General features: G+C 35.1%; 17 protein-coding genes. 15 read left to right on the plus strand and 2 right to left on the minus strand.

The window, feature by feature from the left end:
• Position 1: 1 nt before the first annotated feature.
• From atpG to Q1J40_RS02950, 4 genes are all read left to right on the plus strand, one after another.
• A complete protein-coding gene (atpG, locus tag Q1J40_RS02935; RefSeq protein ID WP_301098539.1) occupies positions 2 to 868 on the plus strand; it encodes a F0F1 ATP synthase subunit gamma in 867 nt (288 codons plus the stop codon).
• A gap of 23 nt (positions 869 to 891) precedes the next feature.
• Entirely contained in the window at positions 892 to 2,265 is a 1,374-nt protein-coding gene (gene atpD, locus Q1J40_RS02940; protein ID WP_301098540.1) for a F0F1 ATP synthase subunit beta, read from the plus strand.
• A gap of 26 nt (positions 2,266 to 2,291) precedes the next feature.
• The gene (locus tag Q1J40_RS02945) at positions 2,292 to 2,711 is read left to right on the plus strand and encodes a F0F1 ATP synthase subunit epsilon (protein WP_301098541.1); all 420 of its coding nucleotides are present in this window, start codon (positions 2,292 to 2,294) and stop codon (positions 2,709 to 2,711) included.
• Positions 2,712 to 2,798: 87 nt separating this feature from the next.
• On the plus strand, positions 2,799 to 3,788 hold the full coding sequence (locus tag Q1J40_RS02950) for a substrate-binding domain-containing protein (RefSeq protein WP_301098542.1): 990 nt from the start codon (positions 2,799 to 2,801) through the stop codon (positions 3,786 to 3,788).
• Between the two features lies 1 nt (position 3,789).
• Here the strand turns inward: Q1J40_RS02950 and Q1J40_RS02955 are convergent, their stop codons facing one another.
• On the minus strand, positions 3,790 to 4,809 hold the full coding sequence (locus Q1J40_RS02955; protein ID WP_301098543.1) for a LacI family DNA-binding transcriptional regulator: 1,020 nt from the start codon (positions 4,807 to 4,809) through the stop codon (positions 3,790 to 3,792).
• A 186-nt stretch (positions 4,810 to 4,995) separates the two neighbouring features.
• On the opposite strand from Q1J40_RS02955, the gene Q1J40_RS02960 reads away from it, so the two are divergent.
• From Q1J40_RS02960 to rbsK, 10 genes are all read left to right on the plus strand, one after another.
• Complete coding sequence (locus tag Q1J40_RS02960; RefSeq protein WP_301098544.1) at positions 4,996 to 5,265, plus strand: PTS sugar transporter subunit IIB; 270 nt, start codon at positions 4,996 to 4,998, stop codon at positions 5,263 to 5,265.
• Positions 5,266 to 5,277: 12 nt separating this feature from the next.
• Positions 5,278 to 6,636 (plus strand): PTS ascorbate transporter subunit IIC, encoded by a 1,359-nt coding sequence (gene ulaA / locus Q1J40_RS02965; RefSeq protein WP_301098545.1) that lies wholly within the window; start codon positions 5,278 to 5,280, stop codon positions 6,634 to 6,636.
• A 4-nt stretch (positions 6,637 to 6,640) separates the two neighbouring features.
• Positions 6,641 to 7,471, plus strand: a complete 831-nt coding sequence (locus tag Q1J40_RS02970; protein WP_301098546.1) for a transketolase — start codon at positions 6,641 to 6,643, stop codon at positions 7,469 to 7,471.
• Complete coding sequence (locus Q1J40_RS02975; RefSeq protein WP_301098547.1) at positions 7,458 to 8,390, plus strand: transketolase family protein; 933 nt, start codon at positions 7,458 to 7,460, stop codon at positions 8,388 to 8,390. The genes Q1J40_RS02970 and Q1J40_RS02975 overlap by 14 nt, the downstream gene beginning before the upstream one ends.
• 25 nt (positions 8,391 to 8,415) lie before the next feature.
• Complete coding sequence (locus Q1J40_RS02980; protein ID WP_301098548.1) at positions 8,416 to 8,886, plus strand: PTS sugar transporter subunit IIA; 471 nt, start codon at positions 8,416 to 8,418, stop codon at positions 8,884 to 8,886.
• Between the two features lie 193 nt (positions 8,887 to 9,079).
• Positions 9,080 to 9,499, plus strand: coding sequence for a D-ribose pyranase (gene rbsD, locus Q1J40_RS02985; RefSeq protein ID WP_301098549.1), 420 nt, complete (start codon positions 9,080 to 9,082; stop codon positions 9,497 to 9,499).
• Positions 9,500 to 9,508: 9 nt separating this feature from the next.
• Positions 9,509 to 10,996 carry a ribose ABC transporter ATP-binding protein RbsA gene (gene rbsA, locus Q1J40_RS02990; RefSeq protein WP_301098550.1) on the plus strand — a complete coding sequence of 496 codons (1,488 nt, stop codon included), beginning with the start codon at positions 9,509 to 9,511 and terminating at the stop codon, positions 10,994 to 10,996.
• Between the two features lie 32 nt (positions 10,997 to 11,028).
• Positions 11,029 to 11,988, plus strand: coding sequence for a ribose ABC transporter permease (gene rbsC, locus Q1J40_RS02995; protein ID WP_301098551.1), 960 nt, complete (start codon positions 11,029 to 11,031; stop codon positions 11,986 to 11,988).
• Between the two features lie 63 nt (positions 11,989 to 12,051).
• Complete coding sequence (gene rbsB, locus Q1J40_RS03000) at positions 12,052 to 12,924, plus strand: ribose ABC transporter substrate-binding protein RbsB (RefSeq protein WP_301098552.1); 873 nt, start codon at positions 12,052 to 12,054, stop codon at positions 12,922 to 12,924.
• Positions 12,925 to 13,019: 95 nt separating this feature from the next.
• On the plus strand, positions 13,020 to 13,958 hold the full coding sequence (gene rbsK, locus Q1J40_RS03005) for a ribokinase (protein ID WP_301098553.1): 939 nt from the start codon (positions 13,020 to 13,022) through the stop codon (positions 13,956 to 13,958).
• 95 nt (positions 13,959 to 14,053) lie between these two features.
• On the opposite strand, the gene pgtP is transcribed toward rbsK, so the two are convergent.
• Entirely contained in the window at positions 14,054 to 15,370 is a 1,317-nt protein-coding gene (gene pgtP, locus Q1J40_RS03010) for a phosphoglycerate transporter protein PgtP (protein ID WP_301098554.1), read from the minus strand.
• A 237-nt stretch (positions 15,371 to 15,607) separates the two neighbouring features.
• Between pgtP and Q1J40_RS03015 the strand changes: the two genes are divergently transcribed.
• Complete coding sequence (locus Q1J40_RS03015; RefSeq protein WP_301098555.1) at positions 15,608 to 17,101, plus strand: PTS transporter subunit EIIC; 1,494 nt, start codon at positions 15,608 to 15,610, stop codon at positions 17,099 to 17,101.
• Positions 17,102 to 17,260: the final 159 nt, after the last annotated feature.

Consider the following 17,260-nt stretch of genomic DNA (forward strand, 5'->3'; position numbering starts at 1 on the left):
TATGGCAGGTGCTAAAGAGATAAGAACAAAAATTGCAAGTATTCGTAATACACAAAAGATTACTAAAGCAATGGAAATGGTTGCTGCATCTAAAATGCGGAAGACTCAAGAACGTATGGTTGCATCTCGTCCTTATGCTGCAACTATTCGTAAGGTAATTAGTCATATTGCAAAAGGAAATGTTGGTTATAAACATCCATTTCTTACTTCTCGAGATGTTAAAAAAATTGGTTATTTAGTTATTTCAACAGATCGTGGATTATGTGGTGGTTTAAATATTAATTTATTTAAGTCAGTATTGAATGAATTACAATCACATAAAGAAAATAATGTAACTGTTCGCTTAGGACTAGTTGGAAGTAAAGCAATATCGTTTTTCCATCATATGGAGATTGAAATAAAATCTCAAATAAATGGATTAGGAGATACTCCAATAATGGAGGATTTACTTGGTTCAATAAATGGGATGGTAAATGATTATCGTGAAGGTGAAATTGACGAACTTTATATTGTATATAATCGTTTTATTAATACAATGTCACAAGAACCAATAGTCCAACAATTACTACCATTACCAACAATGGAAGATGATGCTTTAGAAAATAATGGCTCATGGGATTATCTTTATGAGCCAGATCCAGAGTCATTACTTGATAGTCTACTAGTTCGTTACTTAGAGTCTCAAGTATATCAAGCTATTGTTGATAATCTTGCATCAGAGCAAGCTGCTAGAATGGTAGCAATGAAAGCAGCTACTGATAATGCAGGTAATTTGATCAATGAATTACAATTGGTGTATAACAAAGCTCGTCAAGCGAGTATTACGAATGAATTAAATGAAATTGTTGCGGGTGCCGCTGCAATTTAACAAAAATATATAGAGGAACGGTAATGGCAACTGGAAAAATTGTACAAATCATCGGTGCAGTCATCGACGTTGAATTTCCGCAAGACACAGTACCAAAAGTTTATGATGCATTAAAGGTTGAATCGGGTTTAACGCTCGAAGTTGAGCAACAATTAGGTGGCGGCGTAGTGCGTTGTATTGCATTAGGTACTTCAGATGGTTTAAAACGTGGTTTGAAAGTTAAAAATACAGGAAAAGCGATTCAGGTACCAGTCGGTACACAAACTCTAGGTCGTATTATGAATGTATTAGGTGAACCTGTTGATGAACAAGGTCCTATTGGTGAAGAAGAGCGTTGGTCTATTCATCGAGCTGCACCAAGTTATGAAGAGCAAGCAAATAGTACAGAACTTTTAGAAACAGGTATCAAAGTAATCGACTTAATTTGCCCATTTGCAAAAGGGGGTAAAGTTGGTTTATTCGGTGGTGCAGGTGTTGGTAAAACCGTAAATATGATGGAGTTAATCCGTAATATTGCGATCGAACACTCAGGTTACTCAGTATTTGCTGGTGTAGGTGAGCGTACTCGTGAGGGTAATGACTTCTACCACGAAATGAAAGATTCAAACGTACTTGATAAAGTATCGCTTGTTTACGGACAAATGAACGAGCCACCAGGTAACCGTTTACGTGTTGCATTAACTGGCTTAACAATCGCTGAAAAATTCCGTGATGAAGGTCGTGATGTATTATTCTTCGTAGATAATATTTATCGTTATACCTTAGCAGGAACAGAAGTATCAGCATTGTTAGGTCGTATGCCATCAGCGGTAGGTTATCAGCCAACATTAGCGGAAGAAATGGGAGTACTACAAGAACGTATTACTTCAACTAAAAAAGGTTCTATTACTTCTGTTCAAGCGGTATATGTTCCTGCTGATGACTTAACAGACCCATCTCCAGCAACAACCTTTGCTCACTTGGATTCAACAGTTGTATTAAGCCGCCAAATTGCTTCTTTAGGTATTTATCCTGCAGTTGATCCATTAGATTCAACATCAAGACAATTAGATCCATTAGTTGTTGGTGAAGAACATTATAATGTTGCTCGTGGTGTTCAAGGTATTTTACAACGTTACAAAGAGCTAAAAGATATCATTGCTATTTTAGGTATGGATGAATTATCTGAAGATGACAAACTTGTTGTATCTCGTGCTCGTAAGATCGAACGTTATTTATCTCAACCATTCTTTGTTGCTGAAGTATTTAACGGTACACCAGGTAAATATGTTCCACTAAAAGAGACAATTCGTGGTTTCAAAGGTATTTTAGATGGTGAGTACGATCACATTCCTGAACAAGCATTCTATATGGCTGGTTCGATCGATGAAGTGATTGAAAGAGCAAATAAGATGTAATTGTTCTTTAAACAAAGGAGAACAGAATGACATCTCAATTTGAATTAACTGTAGTTTCTGCGGAAAAAGAAATTTTTTCTGGTCAGGTAACAAGTGTTCGAGTCTCTGGGATTGATGGGGAATTAGGTGTCTATGCAGGACATACTCCATTACTAACTGCAATAAAACCAGGAATGGTTAAATATAATTTTGCAGATGGTAAAGAAGAATTTATCTATGTATCAGGTGGTTTCCTTGAAGTTCAACCGACAATTGTTACCGTGTTAGCGGATACTGCTATTCGGGGTGAAGAGCTTGATGAACAACGTATTTTGGCTGCAAAACGTAAAGCAGAAGATAAGCTCGGAAAAACGAATGATGCAGATTTAACTGCTAAATTAGCAAGAGAAATTGCAAAATTACGTGTTTATGAACTGACAAAAACCAAATTAGCGAATAGACGCTAATATGATGGTTTAATATTAAACGCTTTAACCGTAAGGTTAAGGCGTTTTTTTCAATGGTAATATTTTATAAGGATATAAGGAACAGCTATGACAACAATGAAAGATATTGCTCGTATTGCGGGAGTTTCTCTTTCAACAGTTTCTCATGTTGTAAATAATACTCGATTTGTCAGTGAAGAAATTACACAAAGAGTTCAGCAAGTTATCAAGGATTTAGATTACAAACCCTCTCTTGTTGCTCGTAGTTTAAAAATTAAAGAAACCAACACCATTGGAATGTTAGTCACAGCAAGTAGTAATCCATTTTTCTCGGAAGTTGTTCGTCACGTTGAACGTTACTGTGAACGTCATAATTACCATCTCATTGTGGTAAATACCGAAGGTAATTTTCATAGTTTAAAACAACATCTTGACCGTTTGTTATTAAAGCAAGTTGATGGATTATTATTGATGTGTTCAGAGCCGAAAGATCTGGAATCTAATCTAATAAAAGATATAACGCTACCCGTCGTTATTATTGATTGGTGGCAAGATCCTTTAAATGCTGATATTATTCATGAAAATTCAGAACTTGGCGGTTATCTTGCAACAAAATCACTAATTGAGGCTGGCTATTCAGATATCGCAGTGATCACAGGTGAACTGACAAAGCCCCTAACTCAAGATCGATTAAAGGGATACAAGCGGGCAGTTCAAGAACATAATTTGCAAATAAATCCAGACTGGATTGTCGAAAGTCATTTCGATTATCAAGGTGGGATTGATGCGATGAATTACTTACTCTCTTTAGATAAACGACCTAAAGCTATTTTTGCAATGAGTGATAGTATTGCTATCGGGGTTTATCAATCAGTATGGAAAGCAGGGTTAAGTATTCCGAAGGATATAGCTGTAATGGGTTATGATAATATTGAATTAGCTCAGTATTTATCCCCACCCCTTTCTACGATTCATCAACCTAAAGCAAGGTTAGCTAAATATGCGGTAGAGCGACTTATTGCTCGTATTCGTGATCCCTATAAAAAAATTGAAAATATTCAATTAACACCTGAAGTTGTCAGAAGAAGTTCATTCTAATTTAGGCACTATCTCTCTCGATTAAAGATGTAGGCATATCAATGATAATTTTATCTAAAGCAGATATATTTCCCTTTATTATATCTACTAATTTTTGACCAGCTAGTATTCCCATTTTTTCGTAAGGAATGGATATGGTTGTTAATTTAGGGTAGGATACAGAGCCTACATCGAGTCCTCCCAAGCTGACAATAGCCATATCATTAGGGATAGAAAAATGTTTTCTATGAGCTTCATAAAGTGCTCCACATGCCAATTCATCCGATAGAAAAACTAAAGCATCGACTTTCCCCCACTCTAGTATTGCATCGTTAAATAAACTGGCTCCAGTAGAGAAAGATATTTTTTCAGCAGAATGGTAGATTAAATGAGGGTTTACATGTTTTTTTAATAAAGTGGTATGCCAACTTTCAAGATACTTTTGAAATATAGAAAGATCTTGATTAGATGACAGTAAGCCAATTTCTTTATGGCCTTTATTTAGTAAAAAATTAATCATATGTTGCATAGAGACTCTACTGTCAATCCCTATATTAATATTGATAGGATTTTGTTGTTTTGCTCCTATCTCAATAGTTGGTATACCACTTTGTTTAATCCATTTTATAGCATTTGGGGAACAATCAAAGTTGAGTAGTATTATTGCTTGAGGGGAGTGGTTAATTAATTCTCGTAACCAATATTTTTCATTAGCAACAAGAATAACCATTTGTAATTCTAATTCTGAAATACTTTTGTTTAATGCGGACAGTATTAGTGTATTTTCAGTAGAAGTAATTGATGATGTTACAATCACTAGGTTTTTTGAAGATGCTGATGCAAGTTGCCTTGCTGAAAAATTAGGTACATAACCTAATTCAATAACAGCTTTCTCTATTTTTTTTCTTAAATCTTCAGAAACAACTTCAGGTGTTCTTAATGCCCTTGAAACGGTCATAGATCCCACACCCACAAATTTAGCAACATCAGCTAAAGTTATTTTCCCTGATGTTTTTCGTGTTCTGTTTGATTCTGAAATCATAATAATCCCTACCTATATCATTTAATTTATTATAACAAAAAAATAAAAGATAAAAAAAATGTTAACGCTATCACATTTTTAAATATAGATTATTGATAGCGGTAACATTAGTTATTAGACTACCTTATGAGTAATCTACAAATAAAAAAGTAGACATATCAATGATTCTAATATGAGGGAATTTTTATGAAAATTATGGCGGTATGTGGTTCAGGTTTAGGCAGTAGTTTTATGATGGAGCTAAATATAAAGAAAGCTCTGGCAAAATTAGGAATGGAAGCTGAGGTTAATCATACTGATTTATCCTCGGTTACATTAGATGATGCAGATGTATTTGTGATGGCAAAAGATATAGCTGAGAGTAGTAGTATTCCAGCAGACAGAATTATTACAGTGAAAAACTTAGTCAGTGTGAGTGAGTTTGAAGAAAAATTAACAGCTTATTTTAATCGCTAAAAGAGGTGGAATATGGATAGTTTTTTATTTTTTATACTCGATATTTTAAAGGTTCCAGCTGTTCTTGTGGGTGTAATTGCTCTTGTTGGATTAATTACCCAAAAAAAATCTTTTTCTGATGTTGTTAAAGGAACAGTAAAAACTATTCTAGGCTTTCTCGTTTTAGGTGGTGGAGCAGGCATTCTCATGGGGGCATTAGATCCATTAGGAGGAATGTTTGAACATGCATTTAATGTTCAAGGTATTATTCCGAATAATGAAGCTATTGTTTCAATGGCCGTTGAGCAGTATGGTACAGCAACTGCATTAATAATGGCTTTTGGTATGGTTGCAAATATTCTTGTTGCTCGTTTTACACGTATGAAATACATATTCTTAACAGGACATCATACTTTTTATATGGCATGTATGATTGGTATCATTTTGACTGTTGTAGGATTTGAAGGTGTACAACTTGTAGTTGTAGGCTCGTTAACTTTAGGCCTTGTTATGGCTTTCTTTCCCGCTCTTGCACATTATTACATGCGTAAAATTACAGGAAGTAATGATGTTGGATTTGGTCACTTTGGTACATTAGGTTATGTTTTATCTGGTGTGATAGGACAAGCGGTTGGTAAAGGTTCTAAATCTACAGAAGAAATGAATTTACCTAAAAATCTCAGTTTCTTAAGAGATAGCTCAATTTCTATTTCTCTTACTATGATGATTATCTATTTTATTCTTGCTATTGCTTCTGGTAATGAATATGTAGAACAAACTTTTAGTGGAGGACAAAATTATCTTGTTTATTCATTAATTCAAGCTATTACATTTGCTGCGGGTGTTTTTGTTATTCTACAAGGTGTTCGCCTGATTTTAGCTGAAATTGTGCCTGCTTTTACAGGGTTTTCTGAAAAGTTAGTTCCAGATGCAAAACCTGCTTTAGATTGTCCTATTGTATTTCCTTACGCTCCAAATGCGGTACTGATTGGGTTTTTATCAAGCTTTGTTGGTGGTATCGTTGGATTGGCTTTATTGAGTAAGTTGAGTTGGGTTCTTATCTTACCAGGTGTTGTTCCTCACTTTTTCTGTGGTGCTACAGCTGGGGTATTTGGTAATGCAACAGGAGGTCGACGCGGAGCTGTCCTTGGTGCTTTTGCTAATGGGCTATTGATTACATTTTTACCTGTATTCTTACTCCCAGTGTTAGGTTCATTAGGTTTTGCTAATACGACATTCTCTGATGCTGATTTTGGTGGTATTGGTATTTTATTAGGATACATGGCTCAATACTTTTCTAAAGAAATGATAACAACAGTTATTGTTGGTATTTTTGCTTTACTGATTATTCATAACTATGTAGCTAAAAAAACAGAGAAAAAAGGGGAATAGTTATATGAATACAGATCTTAAAAAATTTGCTAATCAAATAAGAATTGAAATATTGAAATCTTTATCACATCTTGGATTCGGCCATTTTGGTGGAAGCTTATCAATAGTGGAAATATTAGCCGTATTGTATGGCGATGTGATGAAAATTGACCCTAAAAATCCATTATGGGAAGAAAGAGATTACTTTGTTTTATCTAAAGGACATGCAGGGCCAGCTTTATATGCAACTCTTGCACTAAAAGGATATTTTCCAGTAGAGCAATTGCTCACATTGAATAAGAATGGAACTAAACTACCTAGCCATCCAGATAGAATTAATACTATTGGTGTTGATGCTACGACAGGTTCTCTTGGTCAGGGAATATCTATTGCTACAGGCATTGCTCTATCTCATTCTTTACGTAATATGCCTAATAAGACATTTTGTATTGTTGGTGATGGAGAATTAAATGAAGGGCAATGTTGGGAAGCTTTTCAATTTATTGCTCATCATAATTTAAAAAATTTATGTGTTATTGTTGATTATAACAAACAACAATTAGATGGTAATTTAACCGATATTATTAACCCATTTAACTTAGAAAATAAATTTAGTAGTTTTGGTTTCAAAGTTGAATTAATTAAAGGGGATGATATTGATAAGTTACACCAAGCATTAAGCCATTCTACAGAAGGAGATAAGCCTCTTGTTGTTATTCTAGATAGCATAAAAGGACAAGGTGTTCCTTATTTAGAATCTTTACCTAATTGTCATCATTTACGTTTAACGGATGATATTCGTCATAAAATTGATGCAGAAATACAGGCGTTGGAGGTGAAAAATGCAAGTTTATGATGAACTTGAAATGCGTAAAATTTACGCTGAAACATTAAAGGAAAAGATGGAAAATAATCCTCTTATTGTTCAATTAGAAGCTGATTTAATGAGTTGTATGACGATGGATAAGGTTCAAAAACAACTTCCAAATCAAGTGATTAATTGTGGAATAATGGAAGCTAATGTTGTTGGTATGGCTGCGGGGTTGTCTCTTGCAGGTCATATTCCTTTTGTTCATTCTTTTACTGCATTCGCAAGCCGTCGTTGTTTTGATCAACTTTTTATGGCATTAGATTATCAAAAAACTAATGTAAAAGTTATTGCGTCTGATGCAGGAGTGACAGCTGTACATAATGGTGGAACACATATGTCCTTTGAGGATATGGGAATTGTTAGAGGATTAGCTAATTCTAAAGTACTTGAGGTAACAGATGGTACGATGATGAAGAGTTTGGTTAATCAGTTAGTTGATCTTAAAGGATTTTATTGGGTTAGAACTATTCGTAAGAATGCCGTAAAAATTTATCAAGAAGGGGAAACTTTCACAATAGGTAAAGCTAAAGTTTTAAGAGAAGGCAAAGATGTTACTCTTATTGCGAATGGTATTATGGTTGCAGAAGCATTAAAAGCTGCTGATTTATTAGCAGATAAAGGGATAGATGCTACTGTTATTGATATGTTTACTTTAAAACCTATTGATGCAGAATGTATTTTACATTATGCAAAATTAACGGGGAAAGTAGTTACTTGTGAAAACCATAGTATTACTAATGGATTAGGTTCTGCTGTAGCTGAAGTTTTAAGTGAAAATTATCCAATCCCTCTAAGACGAGTAGGTATAAAACAGCGTTATGGTCAAGTTGGTACATTGGATTTCTTAATGAAAGAATATGAATTAACAGCTGAGGATATTGTTAAACAAGCTTTGTCTTTCTAAATAATAGTTTTAAAAAGGATTGATTATGAATTTGAAACAATCACTTATTGAAAATCATTCGATTAAATTGCATCAATCAGCTAGGTCATGGAAAGAAGCTATAAAAATAGGTACTGACATGTTAGTCAAATCAGGAGCGGTTGAGGAGCGATATTATGAGGAAATTATCAATAAAATAAAGGAAATTGGTCCTTATATTATTCTTGCTCCTGGTTTAGCAATGCCTCATGCACGTCCAGAAGATGGTGTTATAAGAACAGCTTTTGCATTGGTTACCCTTAGTGAGCCAATCTATTTTGATGGTTCAGATGACCCAATTGATGTCTTACTTACTTTAGCTGGAAAAGATGCTGAGCAACATATGCAAGGTTTGGTCGAAATAACTCAAATTTTGGATGATCCTAGCAGTGAATTAGGAATAGATCTGGATAAAGTTAGAGTGTGTAAATCAGAAGATGATGTATATAAGATGATTGATGCAGTATTAACTAGTTAAATTCTTTTACTTAGAAAAGCATTATTGAATCTAGTAGTATTTTATTAACTTTTGATAAGAATACTGCTAGATTTTTTATTTGAACCACCTCACATTTTTAACAAAATCCATTTGTTTTTTATTCGTTGTTTTTTTATTCTTTGTTTATCGAAACGTTTCGATGAAATTTAAATAAAGTTTTAGGGCGATTTATATGAAAAAAACAACAATTTTAAATGCTCAACTTTCCCACCTTATTGCAACAATGGGGCATACAGATGGATTAACTATTTGTGATGCAGGGTTGCCTATTCCATCAGATCAAACTTGCGTTGATTTAGCTCTTACTAAAGGACTTCCTGATTTTTTATCCACATTAGAAGTGGTTTTATCCGAGCTATTTGTGGAAAAAATTCTATTAGCAGAAGAAATTAAACAAAAGAATCCTCAAGTAGAAACAAAATTACTCGATTTAATTGGAAAAATAGCAAAAGAACAAACAAAGCCCATTTCTATTGAATATGTTTCTCACGAGGAATTTAAACAACATAGCAATCAAGCAAAAGGCGTGGTAAGAACAGGGGAGTGTTCGCCTTATGCTAATATCATTCTTTATTCTGGCGTACCTTTTTAGGTTAAGACTATGAACATATTATTAAAAATTAACGGAATTGATAAAGCTTTCCCTGGTGTACAAGCCTTAAAAAATGCGTGTTTAAACGTATATTCAGGTAGAGTGATGGCACTGATGGGCGAAAATGGTGCTGGTAAATCGACGTTAATGAAAATTCTGACAGGTATTTATCAACGCGATGCAGGCACGATTGAATATCTTGGGCAATTAGTCAAATTTAGTAACCCTAAACATTCTCAAGAGGCAGGTTTAAGTATTATCCATCAAGAGTTGAATATCCTAGGTAATTTATCTATTGCTGAAAATATCTTTCTTGGGCGTGAGTTTACTAACAAATGGGGTGGAATAGATTGGCGTAAAATGTATGCAGAATCTGACCGCTTGTTATCTCGTTTAGGCGTGACTCATTCCAGTCGTAAATTAGCTAGTGAATTGTCCATTGGTGAATTACAAATGGTTGAAATTGCCAAGGCACTAAGTTTTGAATCCAAAGTGATCATAATGGATGAGCCAACAGATGCTTTGACTGATACAGAAACAGATGCACTTTTTGCCGTTATTCGTGAATTGAAAACAGAAGGGCGAGGCATCGTTTATATTTCTCACCGTATTAAAGAAATCTTTGAAATTTGTGATGATGTTACTGTACTGCGTGATGGTCAATTTATTGGTGAGAAACCAGTATCTGACTTAACCGAAGATACCTTAATTGAAATGATGGTTGGACGTAAATTAGAAGATCAATATCCACATATTGAGATTACCCGTGGTGATGTGCGGTTAGAAGTTAAAAATCTCACAGGAAGTGGGGTCAAGAACGTGTCCTTTTCATTGCGTCAAGGTGAAATATTAGGGGTATCTGGTTTAATGGGAGCAGGTCGTACAGAGTTAATGAAAGTGTTGTATGGTGCTTTACCAATGACTTCTGGTGAGATTTATTTAGATGGTAGATCTATCCATAATCGTTCTGCTCAAGATGGTTTGAATAACGGTATTGTTTATATTTCTGAAGATCGTAAAGGTGACGGCTTAGTGCTAGGTATGTCTGTTAAGGACAATATGTCGCTGACTGCTTTACCTTATTTTTCTCATTTAGGAAAAATAAACAAAGAAAAAGAGTTAATGGCAGTCGTTGATTTTATTGATTTATTTAATATTAAAACTCCAAGCCCAGATAAGATTATTGGCGAGCTTTCTGGGGGAAATCAGCAAAAAGTGGCGATAGCTAAAGGGTTGATGACAAGGCCAAATATTTTGATTTTAGATGAACCAACTCGAGGTGTTGATGTTGGTGCGAGAAAAGAAATTTATCAATTGATCAACCAATTTAAAGCAGAGGGCTTAAGTATCATTTTAGTTTCTTCCGATATGCCTGAAGTATTAGGTATGTCCGATCGCATTTTTGTAATGAAAGAAGGCGAGATGACAGGTGAGTTTTCCCGTACTGAGGCAACACAAGAGAAACTATTGGCGGCAGCAATTGGTAAATTACACTAAAACAAGCGGTTATTTTTAGCGAGAATTTTACAATGAACAAACAATTTAATTTAACAAAATTTATAATTGAACAACGCTCGATTATCGCATTGCTTGTATTGATTGCGATTGTATCTGTTTTGAATCCCAGTTTTTTTACACCAGATAATTTATTAAATATTTTAAGACAAACCTCAATCAATGCGATTATTGCGATAGGGATGACAATGGTGATTCTTATTGCGGGAATTGATTTGTCAGTTGGATCGGTATTAGCACTAACAGGAGCAGTAGCTGCAACTCTAGTCGGAATGGATTTATCCATTTTCATTGTGATTCCAGCCGTATTGATTTTTGGTGCTTTGATTGGCTTACTTAATGGTGGATTAGTTGCCTTTGGTAAAGTTCAAGCTTTTATGGCGACATTAATCACAATGCTTTTATTGCGTGGCGTTACGATGATTTATATGGGTGGACGTCCAATTAGCACCGGTTTTTCAGATAATGCTGACGTCTTTGCTGAAATAGGAACAGGTGTGTGGTTTGGCGTGCCAGTACCCGTATGGTTAATGTTTATTTTATTTGCATTAGGTTGGTTCATTTTAACGCAAACACGTATCGGTCGTTATATTTATGCATTAGGTGGTAATGAGTCAGCAACAGCATTATCTGGTATTAACGTAAACAAAATTAAGCTATTTGTTTTTGCTGTCAGTGGTGTATTGTCCGCGTTAGCTGGGTTAATTGTTACTTCTCGTTTAGGTTCAGCACAACCAACAGCGGGTACAGGTTATGAGCTTGATGCTATTGCTGCCGTGGTTGTTGGGGGAACCAGTTTAATGGGGGGAAAAGGTCGTATTATTGGTACATTAATCGGGGCGTTAATTATTGGTTTCTTAAGTAATGCCTTGAATTTATTAGATATTGACTCTTACTATCAACTTGTTGCAAAAGCACTTGTTATTTTAGCTGCGGTTATCTTAGATAACTTCATTGGTCGTAAAAAAGTATAGGTTTTATTAACCTAGGTTGGTGCAGTTTATCTAACTTATTTTCACACTCTCTAGGAGATTTATATGAAAAAATTAACATCATTAGCAGTTGCATTAGGTTTAGTATTCAGTGCATCAGCAATGGCAAAAGACACAATTGCATTAGCAATTTCAACATTAGACAATCCATTCTTTGTTACTCTCAAAGAAGGTGCTGAGAAGAAAGCCAATGAGTTAGGTTATGATCTTGTGGTCTTGGATTCACAAAACGACCCAGCAAAAGAGTTATCTAATGTGGAAGATGTAACAGTTCGTGGTGCAAAAGTATTGCTTATTAACCCAACAGATTCAGAAGCGGTAGGTAATGCAGTTGCTGTAGCAAACAAAAAACACATTCCGGTAATTACATTAGATCGTGGTGCAAGTAGTGGTAAAATTGTGAGCCATATTGCATCAGATAACGTTGCGGGCGGAAAAATGGCTGGTGACTTTATTGCAGAAAAAGTGGGTAAAAATGCTAAAGTTATCCAATTAGAAGGAATTGCAGGAACATCAGTTGCTCGTGAACGTGGTGAAGGATTTAAACAAGCAGTAGAAGCAAATCAATTTGATTTACTTGCTAGCCAACCAGCTGATTTTGACCGTACTAAAGGTTTAAATGTAACAGAAAACCTTTTAGTCAGTAATGGTGATGCAAAAGCAGTCTTTGCTCAAAACGATGAAATGGCATTAGGTGCATTACGTGCAATTAGTGCATCAGGTAAAGATATCATCGTAGTTGGTTTTGATGGAACTGATGATGCAATCAAAGCGGTTGAAGGAGGTAAATTAGCTGCAACTATTGCTCAACAACCAGAAAAAATTGGTGAGTTAGGTGTAGAAACGGCTGATAAATTATTAAAAGGCGAAAAAGTTGATACAAAAATTCCTGTACCATTAAAAGTGATTAGCAAATAATAAAAAATAAATAGACAAGCGGTCACTTTTTGCAAAAGTTTTGCAAGATCTGACCGCTTATTTTTTGAAATCAATAAGTATTGTTGGGGAATAAAATGAAAAAGAAACTCTGTGTTTTAGGTAGTATCAATGTTGATCACATTATTCGAGTGCCTTATTTTCCAAAAGCAGGAGAAACATTAACGGGCTATGATTATCAAATTGCTTATGGTGGGAAAGGTGCCAATCAAGCTGTAGCTGCTGCTCGATTAGGGGCAGATGTGCAATTTATCGGAGCGATTGGCGAAGACCAAATCGGACAAGCGATGAAATCAGCATTTGAACAAGATGGTATTGATACTTCACCTATTTCTATTATTCCTAAACAAAGCACAGGGTTAGCAATGATTCAAGTCGCTGATTCAGGTGAAAACAGCATTGTGATTTCTGCTGGTGCAAACGGAGAACTTTCTTCCGATTTAGTTGCACAACACCAATCTGTTATTGAACAAGCAGATATGCTGTTAATGCAATTAGAAAGCCCATTACAAGCGGTCGAATTAGCTGCACAAATTGCAAAAAAATCGGCAACAAAAGTAGTATTAAATCCAGCTCCCGCACAGCCTTTACCAGAAAGCCTATTATCTTTATTAGATATGATTACTCCGAATGAAACAGAAGCAGAAATTTTAACAGGGGTAAAAGTTACCGATGAGCGATCAGCGAAACAAGCAGCAGAAAAATTCCATCAGGTCGGGATTGAAACAGTAATGATTACCCTCGGCTCAAAAGGCGTATATGTAAGCCAACAAATAGAAGATAAAATTCAGGGACAAATTATTGCAGGTTTCCGTGTGAATGCAGTCGATACTACTGCTGCTGGCGATACCTTTAATGGTGGCGTGGTCACTGGATTACTTGAAGGTAAAACTCTCGATGAATCTATCCGCTTTGCTCACGCAGCCGCAGCTCTTTCTGTTACTAGAATGGGAGCGCAGACAGCAATCCCAACTCGCCAAGAAACCGATCAGTTTTTGTTAGAAAAACAACAATAATGTAGATATTATTTTCTTATTAGTTTTAAACAGTACACCTCAATCAGTTTGGTTTGATTGAGGTGTAACTATCTATTTTATTTTAGATTATTATTCTATTTCTTATCAAATAATGTGAATGTGATAAATCCAAAAGCAAGGAAACAAGATACGATGAGGGCATAGAATCCACCGTCCCATCCGTATAAATCAACTAATTTACCCATTACCCATCCAGCACTAGCAGAACCAATTAAATAACCAAATAACCCGGTTAAACCAGTTGCTGTTCCTGTAGCAACCCTTGGTACTAGATCTGCTGCTTGTAAACCAATCATCATTACTGGTCCGTAAATTAAAAAACCAATAGCAATTAAACATATATTATCTATAATTGGATTTCCTGCTGGATTTTTCCAATAAATGATAATTGCAATAAGTACTCCAACCAAAAACATTAGCATTGGTGGTGCTCTGTGTCCTTTAAATACTTTATCACTTAGATAGCCACTAACTAGCATTCCAAATATACCAGCATATTCGTATAAAAAATAAGCCCAACTTTGTTTATCTACTGAAAAACCTTTTACTTCTTTCAAATAAGTTGGAGCCCAGTCAATGATGCCGTATCGAATAAAGTAAACAAATACATTGGCTATTGCTATTGCCCATAGGAATTTATTATGAATAATATATTTATAGAAAATATCTGTTGCAGAAAGTTTATCTGCAGATTCTACGTGTTCTATTGTTTTTTCACCCCTCCATTCATCAACAGGAGGTAATCCTTGTGATTCAGGAGTATCACGCATTAACCAGAACATAATTAAAGCAAGTACAATAGCAATTAATGCAGGGAAATAGAAAAGTGATTGCCAAGCACCAAAAATAGCTAATCCTAGAATAGCTAAAGGCCCAATAAGTCCTCCTCCTAAATTATGAGAAATATTCCACCAACTCCACCATGTCCCTCTTTCTGTTTTGGAGAACCAATTGGTCATTGTTTTTGCACCAGGAGGATATCCCATTCCTTGGAACCAACCATTAAATGCAGATAATATGATCATGATAGGAATGGAAGATAGTACACCAGGAACCAAGCCGAATATTAAACTGACAATAGCCGAGCCTAGAAGCCCAATGGTAATAAAATATTTAGGATTTGAGCGATCGGATACATTTCCCATTACAAACTTACTGATACCATATGCTAAAGATAGTGCAACTCCGACAGTACCTAAATCAGCTTTTGTAAAACCATATTCTTGAATTAAATATGGCATTGCTAATGAAAAATTTTTACGTATTAAATAATATGCAGCATAGCCAATGAATACTCCAGCGAAAACTTGCCAACGTAATCTTTTATATTCATTATCAACATTGCCAGATTTTCTAGGAGCAACGGGAGATGCTTTTAAAAATGAAAACATATATTTTCCTTTTACTATAACTAAACGTTACTGAAAATTTTAAGTACTTAATTACTTTTTTTCAATCTTACTTTAAGTATATTACCCCTATTTTTTTTAATGATTTATCGGTTTTGGTATAAGTTATTATTTTTTATACAAATATCTTTCTTATAATTATTTCAATATTATAATTATCTTAATTCCTATCTATTTTTTAGATCATCACAATTGATCAGTTAAATAACTGAGGTATTTATGTTTAAACAACTGCAACAAGTCGGCAAAGCCTTTATGTTACCTATTGCAATCCTACCAGCAGCGGGGTTGTTACTAGGTATTGGTGGAGCATTATCAAATACTGCAACGGTACAAGCTTATCCTGTATTGGATAATCCAACCTTACAAGGCATTTTCCAAATAATGTCAGCGGCGGGGAGTGTTGTCTTTGCTAATTTAGCTTTATTGCTTTGTATCGGGCTAGGTATCGGACTTGCAAAAAGAGATAAAGGCGTAGCGGCATTAGCAGCGGTAGTCGGTTATTTAATAATGACTGGTACTATTGCAGCATTGATTCCCTTATTTTCCCCAGAAACGAAAAGCATTGATACAGGGGTAATTGGTTCATTAGTGATGGGGTTGATTACAGTTAAATTACATAACAAATATCATAATATTCAATTACCTCAAATTTTAGGATTCTTTGGTGGTTCTCGCTTTGTACCTATTGTTACTGCTTTTTCAGCTATTTTCGTTGGGGCAATATTCTTCCTTATTTGGCCAACTTTCCAACAATGGTTAGTATCAGCAGGTAAGGGGATAGCTTCAATGGGAGAAGTGGGGACATTTTTTTATGGCTTTCTAATGAGATTAAGTGGTGCGGTTGGTTTACATCATATGATCTATCCTCTTTTCTGGTTTACTGAATTAGGGGGAACAGAAGTTGTTAATGGTGAAACCATCATTGGCGCACAAAAAATATTTTTTGCTCAGTTAGCAGATCCAAATCATCAAGGCTTATTTACTGAAGGAACTCGTTTCTTTGCAGGTCGTTTCGATACCATGATGTTTGGTTTACCTGCGGCGTGTTTAGCAATGTATCACGCAGTACCGAAAAAACGTCGTAAACAGATTGGCGGATTATTCCTTGGTGCGGCATTAACGTCTTTTATTACCGGGATCACAGAACCTATTGAATTTATGTTCCTATTTGTTGCTCCGTGGTTATATGTTTTTCACGCATTCTTAGATGGGGTTTCTTTCTATATTGCTGATTTCCTTAATATTTCTATCGGTAACACTTTCTCTGGTGGTTTCATTGATTTCTTACTATTTGGTATTTTACAAGGGAATGCAAATACAAACTGGATTGATGTTATCTTTGTTGGTATCCCTTGGGCTGTCCTTTATTATTTTTCATTCTTATTCTTGATCCGTAAGTTTAATGTAATGACTCCTGGTCGGGCAGAAGAACAAGAAGAAGTTGTAGAACAGCAAACTACATCATTAACTGAAAATGCACACACAATTATCCAAGCATTAGGAACAGAAAGTAATATTGAGCATGTGGATGCTTGTATAACTCGTTTGCGTGTTTCAGTGAAGGATGTTAAATCAGTAGATAAACCTAAATTGAAATCAGTAGGTGCTATTGAAGTATTAGAAGTGGGGGGTGGTGTTCAAGCTGTTTTCGGTGCGAAAGCTGTTTTGTATAAGAGTGAAATAAATCAAATATTAGAAAAGGATGACTAAGATAAGCGGTTAGATGATTGCAAAGTTTTGCGAAAATCTAACCGCTTGTTGTAATGAAAATAAACAGAATGAATTAAATTTCACCGAGCAACACAAAAACGAAAATTTTTTACAAAAAGTACTTGTCATGATGTAATTTTTCTCTATAATACGCACCAC

The sequence above is a fragment of the Otariodibacter sp. genome, from assembly GCF_029256985.1.
GTDB lineage: Bacteria > Pseudomonadota > Gammaproteobacteria > Enterobacterales > Pasteurellaceae > Otariodibacter.

Coding starts and splice junctions, on each gene's coding strand:
- rbsC (WP_301098551.1), top strand. CDS start 11,029: ATGAACAAACAATTTAATTTAACAAAATTTATAATTGAACAACGCTCG.
- rbsD (WP_301098549.1), top strand. CDS start 9,080: ATGAAAAAAACAACAATTTTAAATGCTCAACTTTCCCACCTTATTGCA.
- Q1J40_RS02945 (WP_301098541.1), top strand. CDS start 2,292: ATGACATCTCAATTTGAATTAACTGTAGTTTCTGCGGAAAAAGAAATT.
- Q1J40_RS02955 (WP_301098543.1), bottom strand. CDS start 4,809: ATGATTTCAGAATCAAACAGAACACGAAAAACATCAGGGAAAATAACT.
- atpD (WP_301098540.1), top strand. CDS start 892: ATGGCAACTGGAAAAATTGTACAAATCATCGGTGCAGTCATCGACGTT.
- Q1J40_RS02975 (WP_301098547.1), top strand. CDS start 7,458: ATGCAAGTTTATGATGAACTTGAAATGCGTAAAATTTACGCTGAAACA.
- Q1J40_RS02980 (WP_301098548.1), top strand. CDS start 8,416: ATGAATTTGAAACAATCACTTATTGAAAATCATTCGATTAAATTGCAT.
- Q1J40_RS02960 (WP_301098544.1), top strand. CDS start 4,996: ATGAAAATTATGGCGGTATGTGGTTCAGGTTTAGGCAGTAGTTTTATG.
- Q1J40_RS03015 (WP_301098555.1), top strand. CDS start 15,608: ATGTTTAAACAACTGCAACAAGTCGGCAAAGCCTTTATGTTACCTATT.
- ulaA (WP_301098545.1), top strand. CDS start 5,278: ATGGATAGTTTTTTATTTTTTATACTCGATATTTTAAAGGTTCCAGCT.
- rbsB (WP_301098552.1), top strand. CDS start 12,052: ATGAAAAAATTAACATCATTAGCAGTTGCATTAGGTTTAGTATTCAGT.
- atpG (WP_301098539.1), top strand. CDS start 2: ATGGCAGGTGCTAAAGAGATAAGAACAAAAATTGCAAGTATTCGTAAT.
- pgtP (WP_301098554.1), bottom strand. CDS start 15,370: ATGTTTTCATTTTTAAAAGCATCTCCCGTTGCTCCTAGAAAATCTGGC.
- Q1J40_RS02970 (WP_301098546.1), top strand. CDS start 6,641: ATGAATACAGATCTTAAAAAATTTGCTAATCAAATAAGAATTGAAATA.
- rbsA (WP_301098550.1), top strand. CDS start 9,509: ATGAACATATTATTAAAAATTAACGGAATTGATAAAGCTTTCCCTGGT.
- rbsK (WP_301098553.1), top strand. CDS start 13,020: ATGAAAAAGAAACTCTGTGTTTTAGGTAGTATCAATGTTGATCACATT.
- Q1J40_RS02950 (WP_301098542.1), top strand. CDS start 2,799: ATGACAACAATGAAAGATATTGCTCGTATTGCGGGAGTTTCTCTTTCA.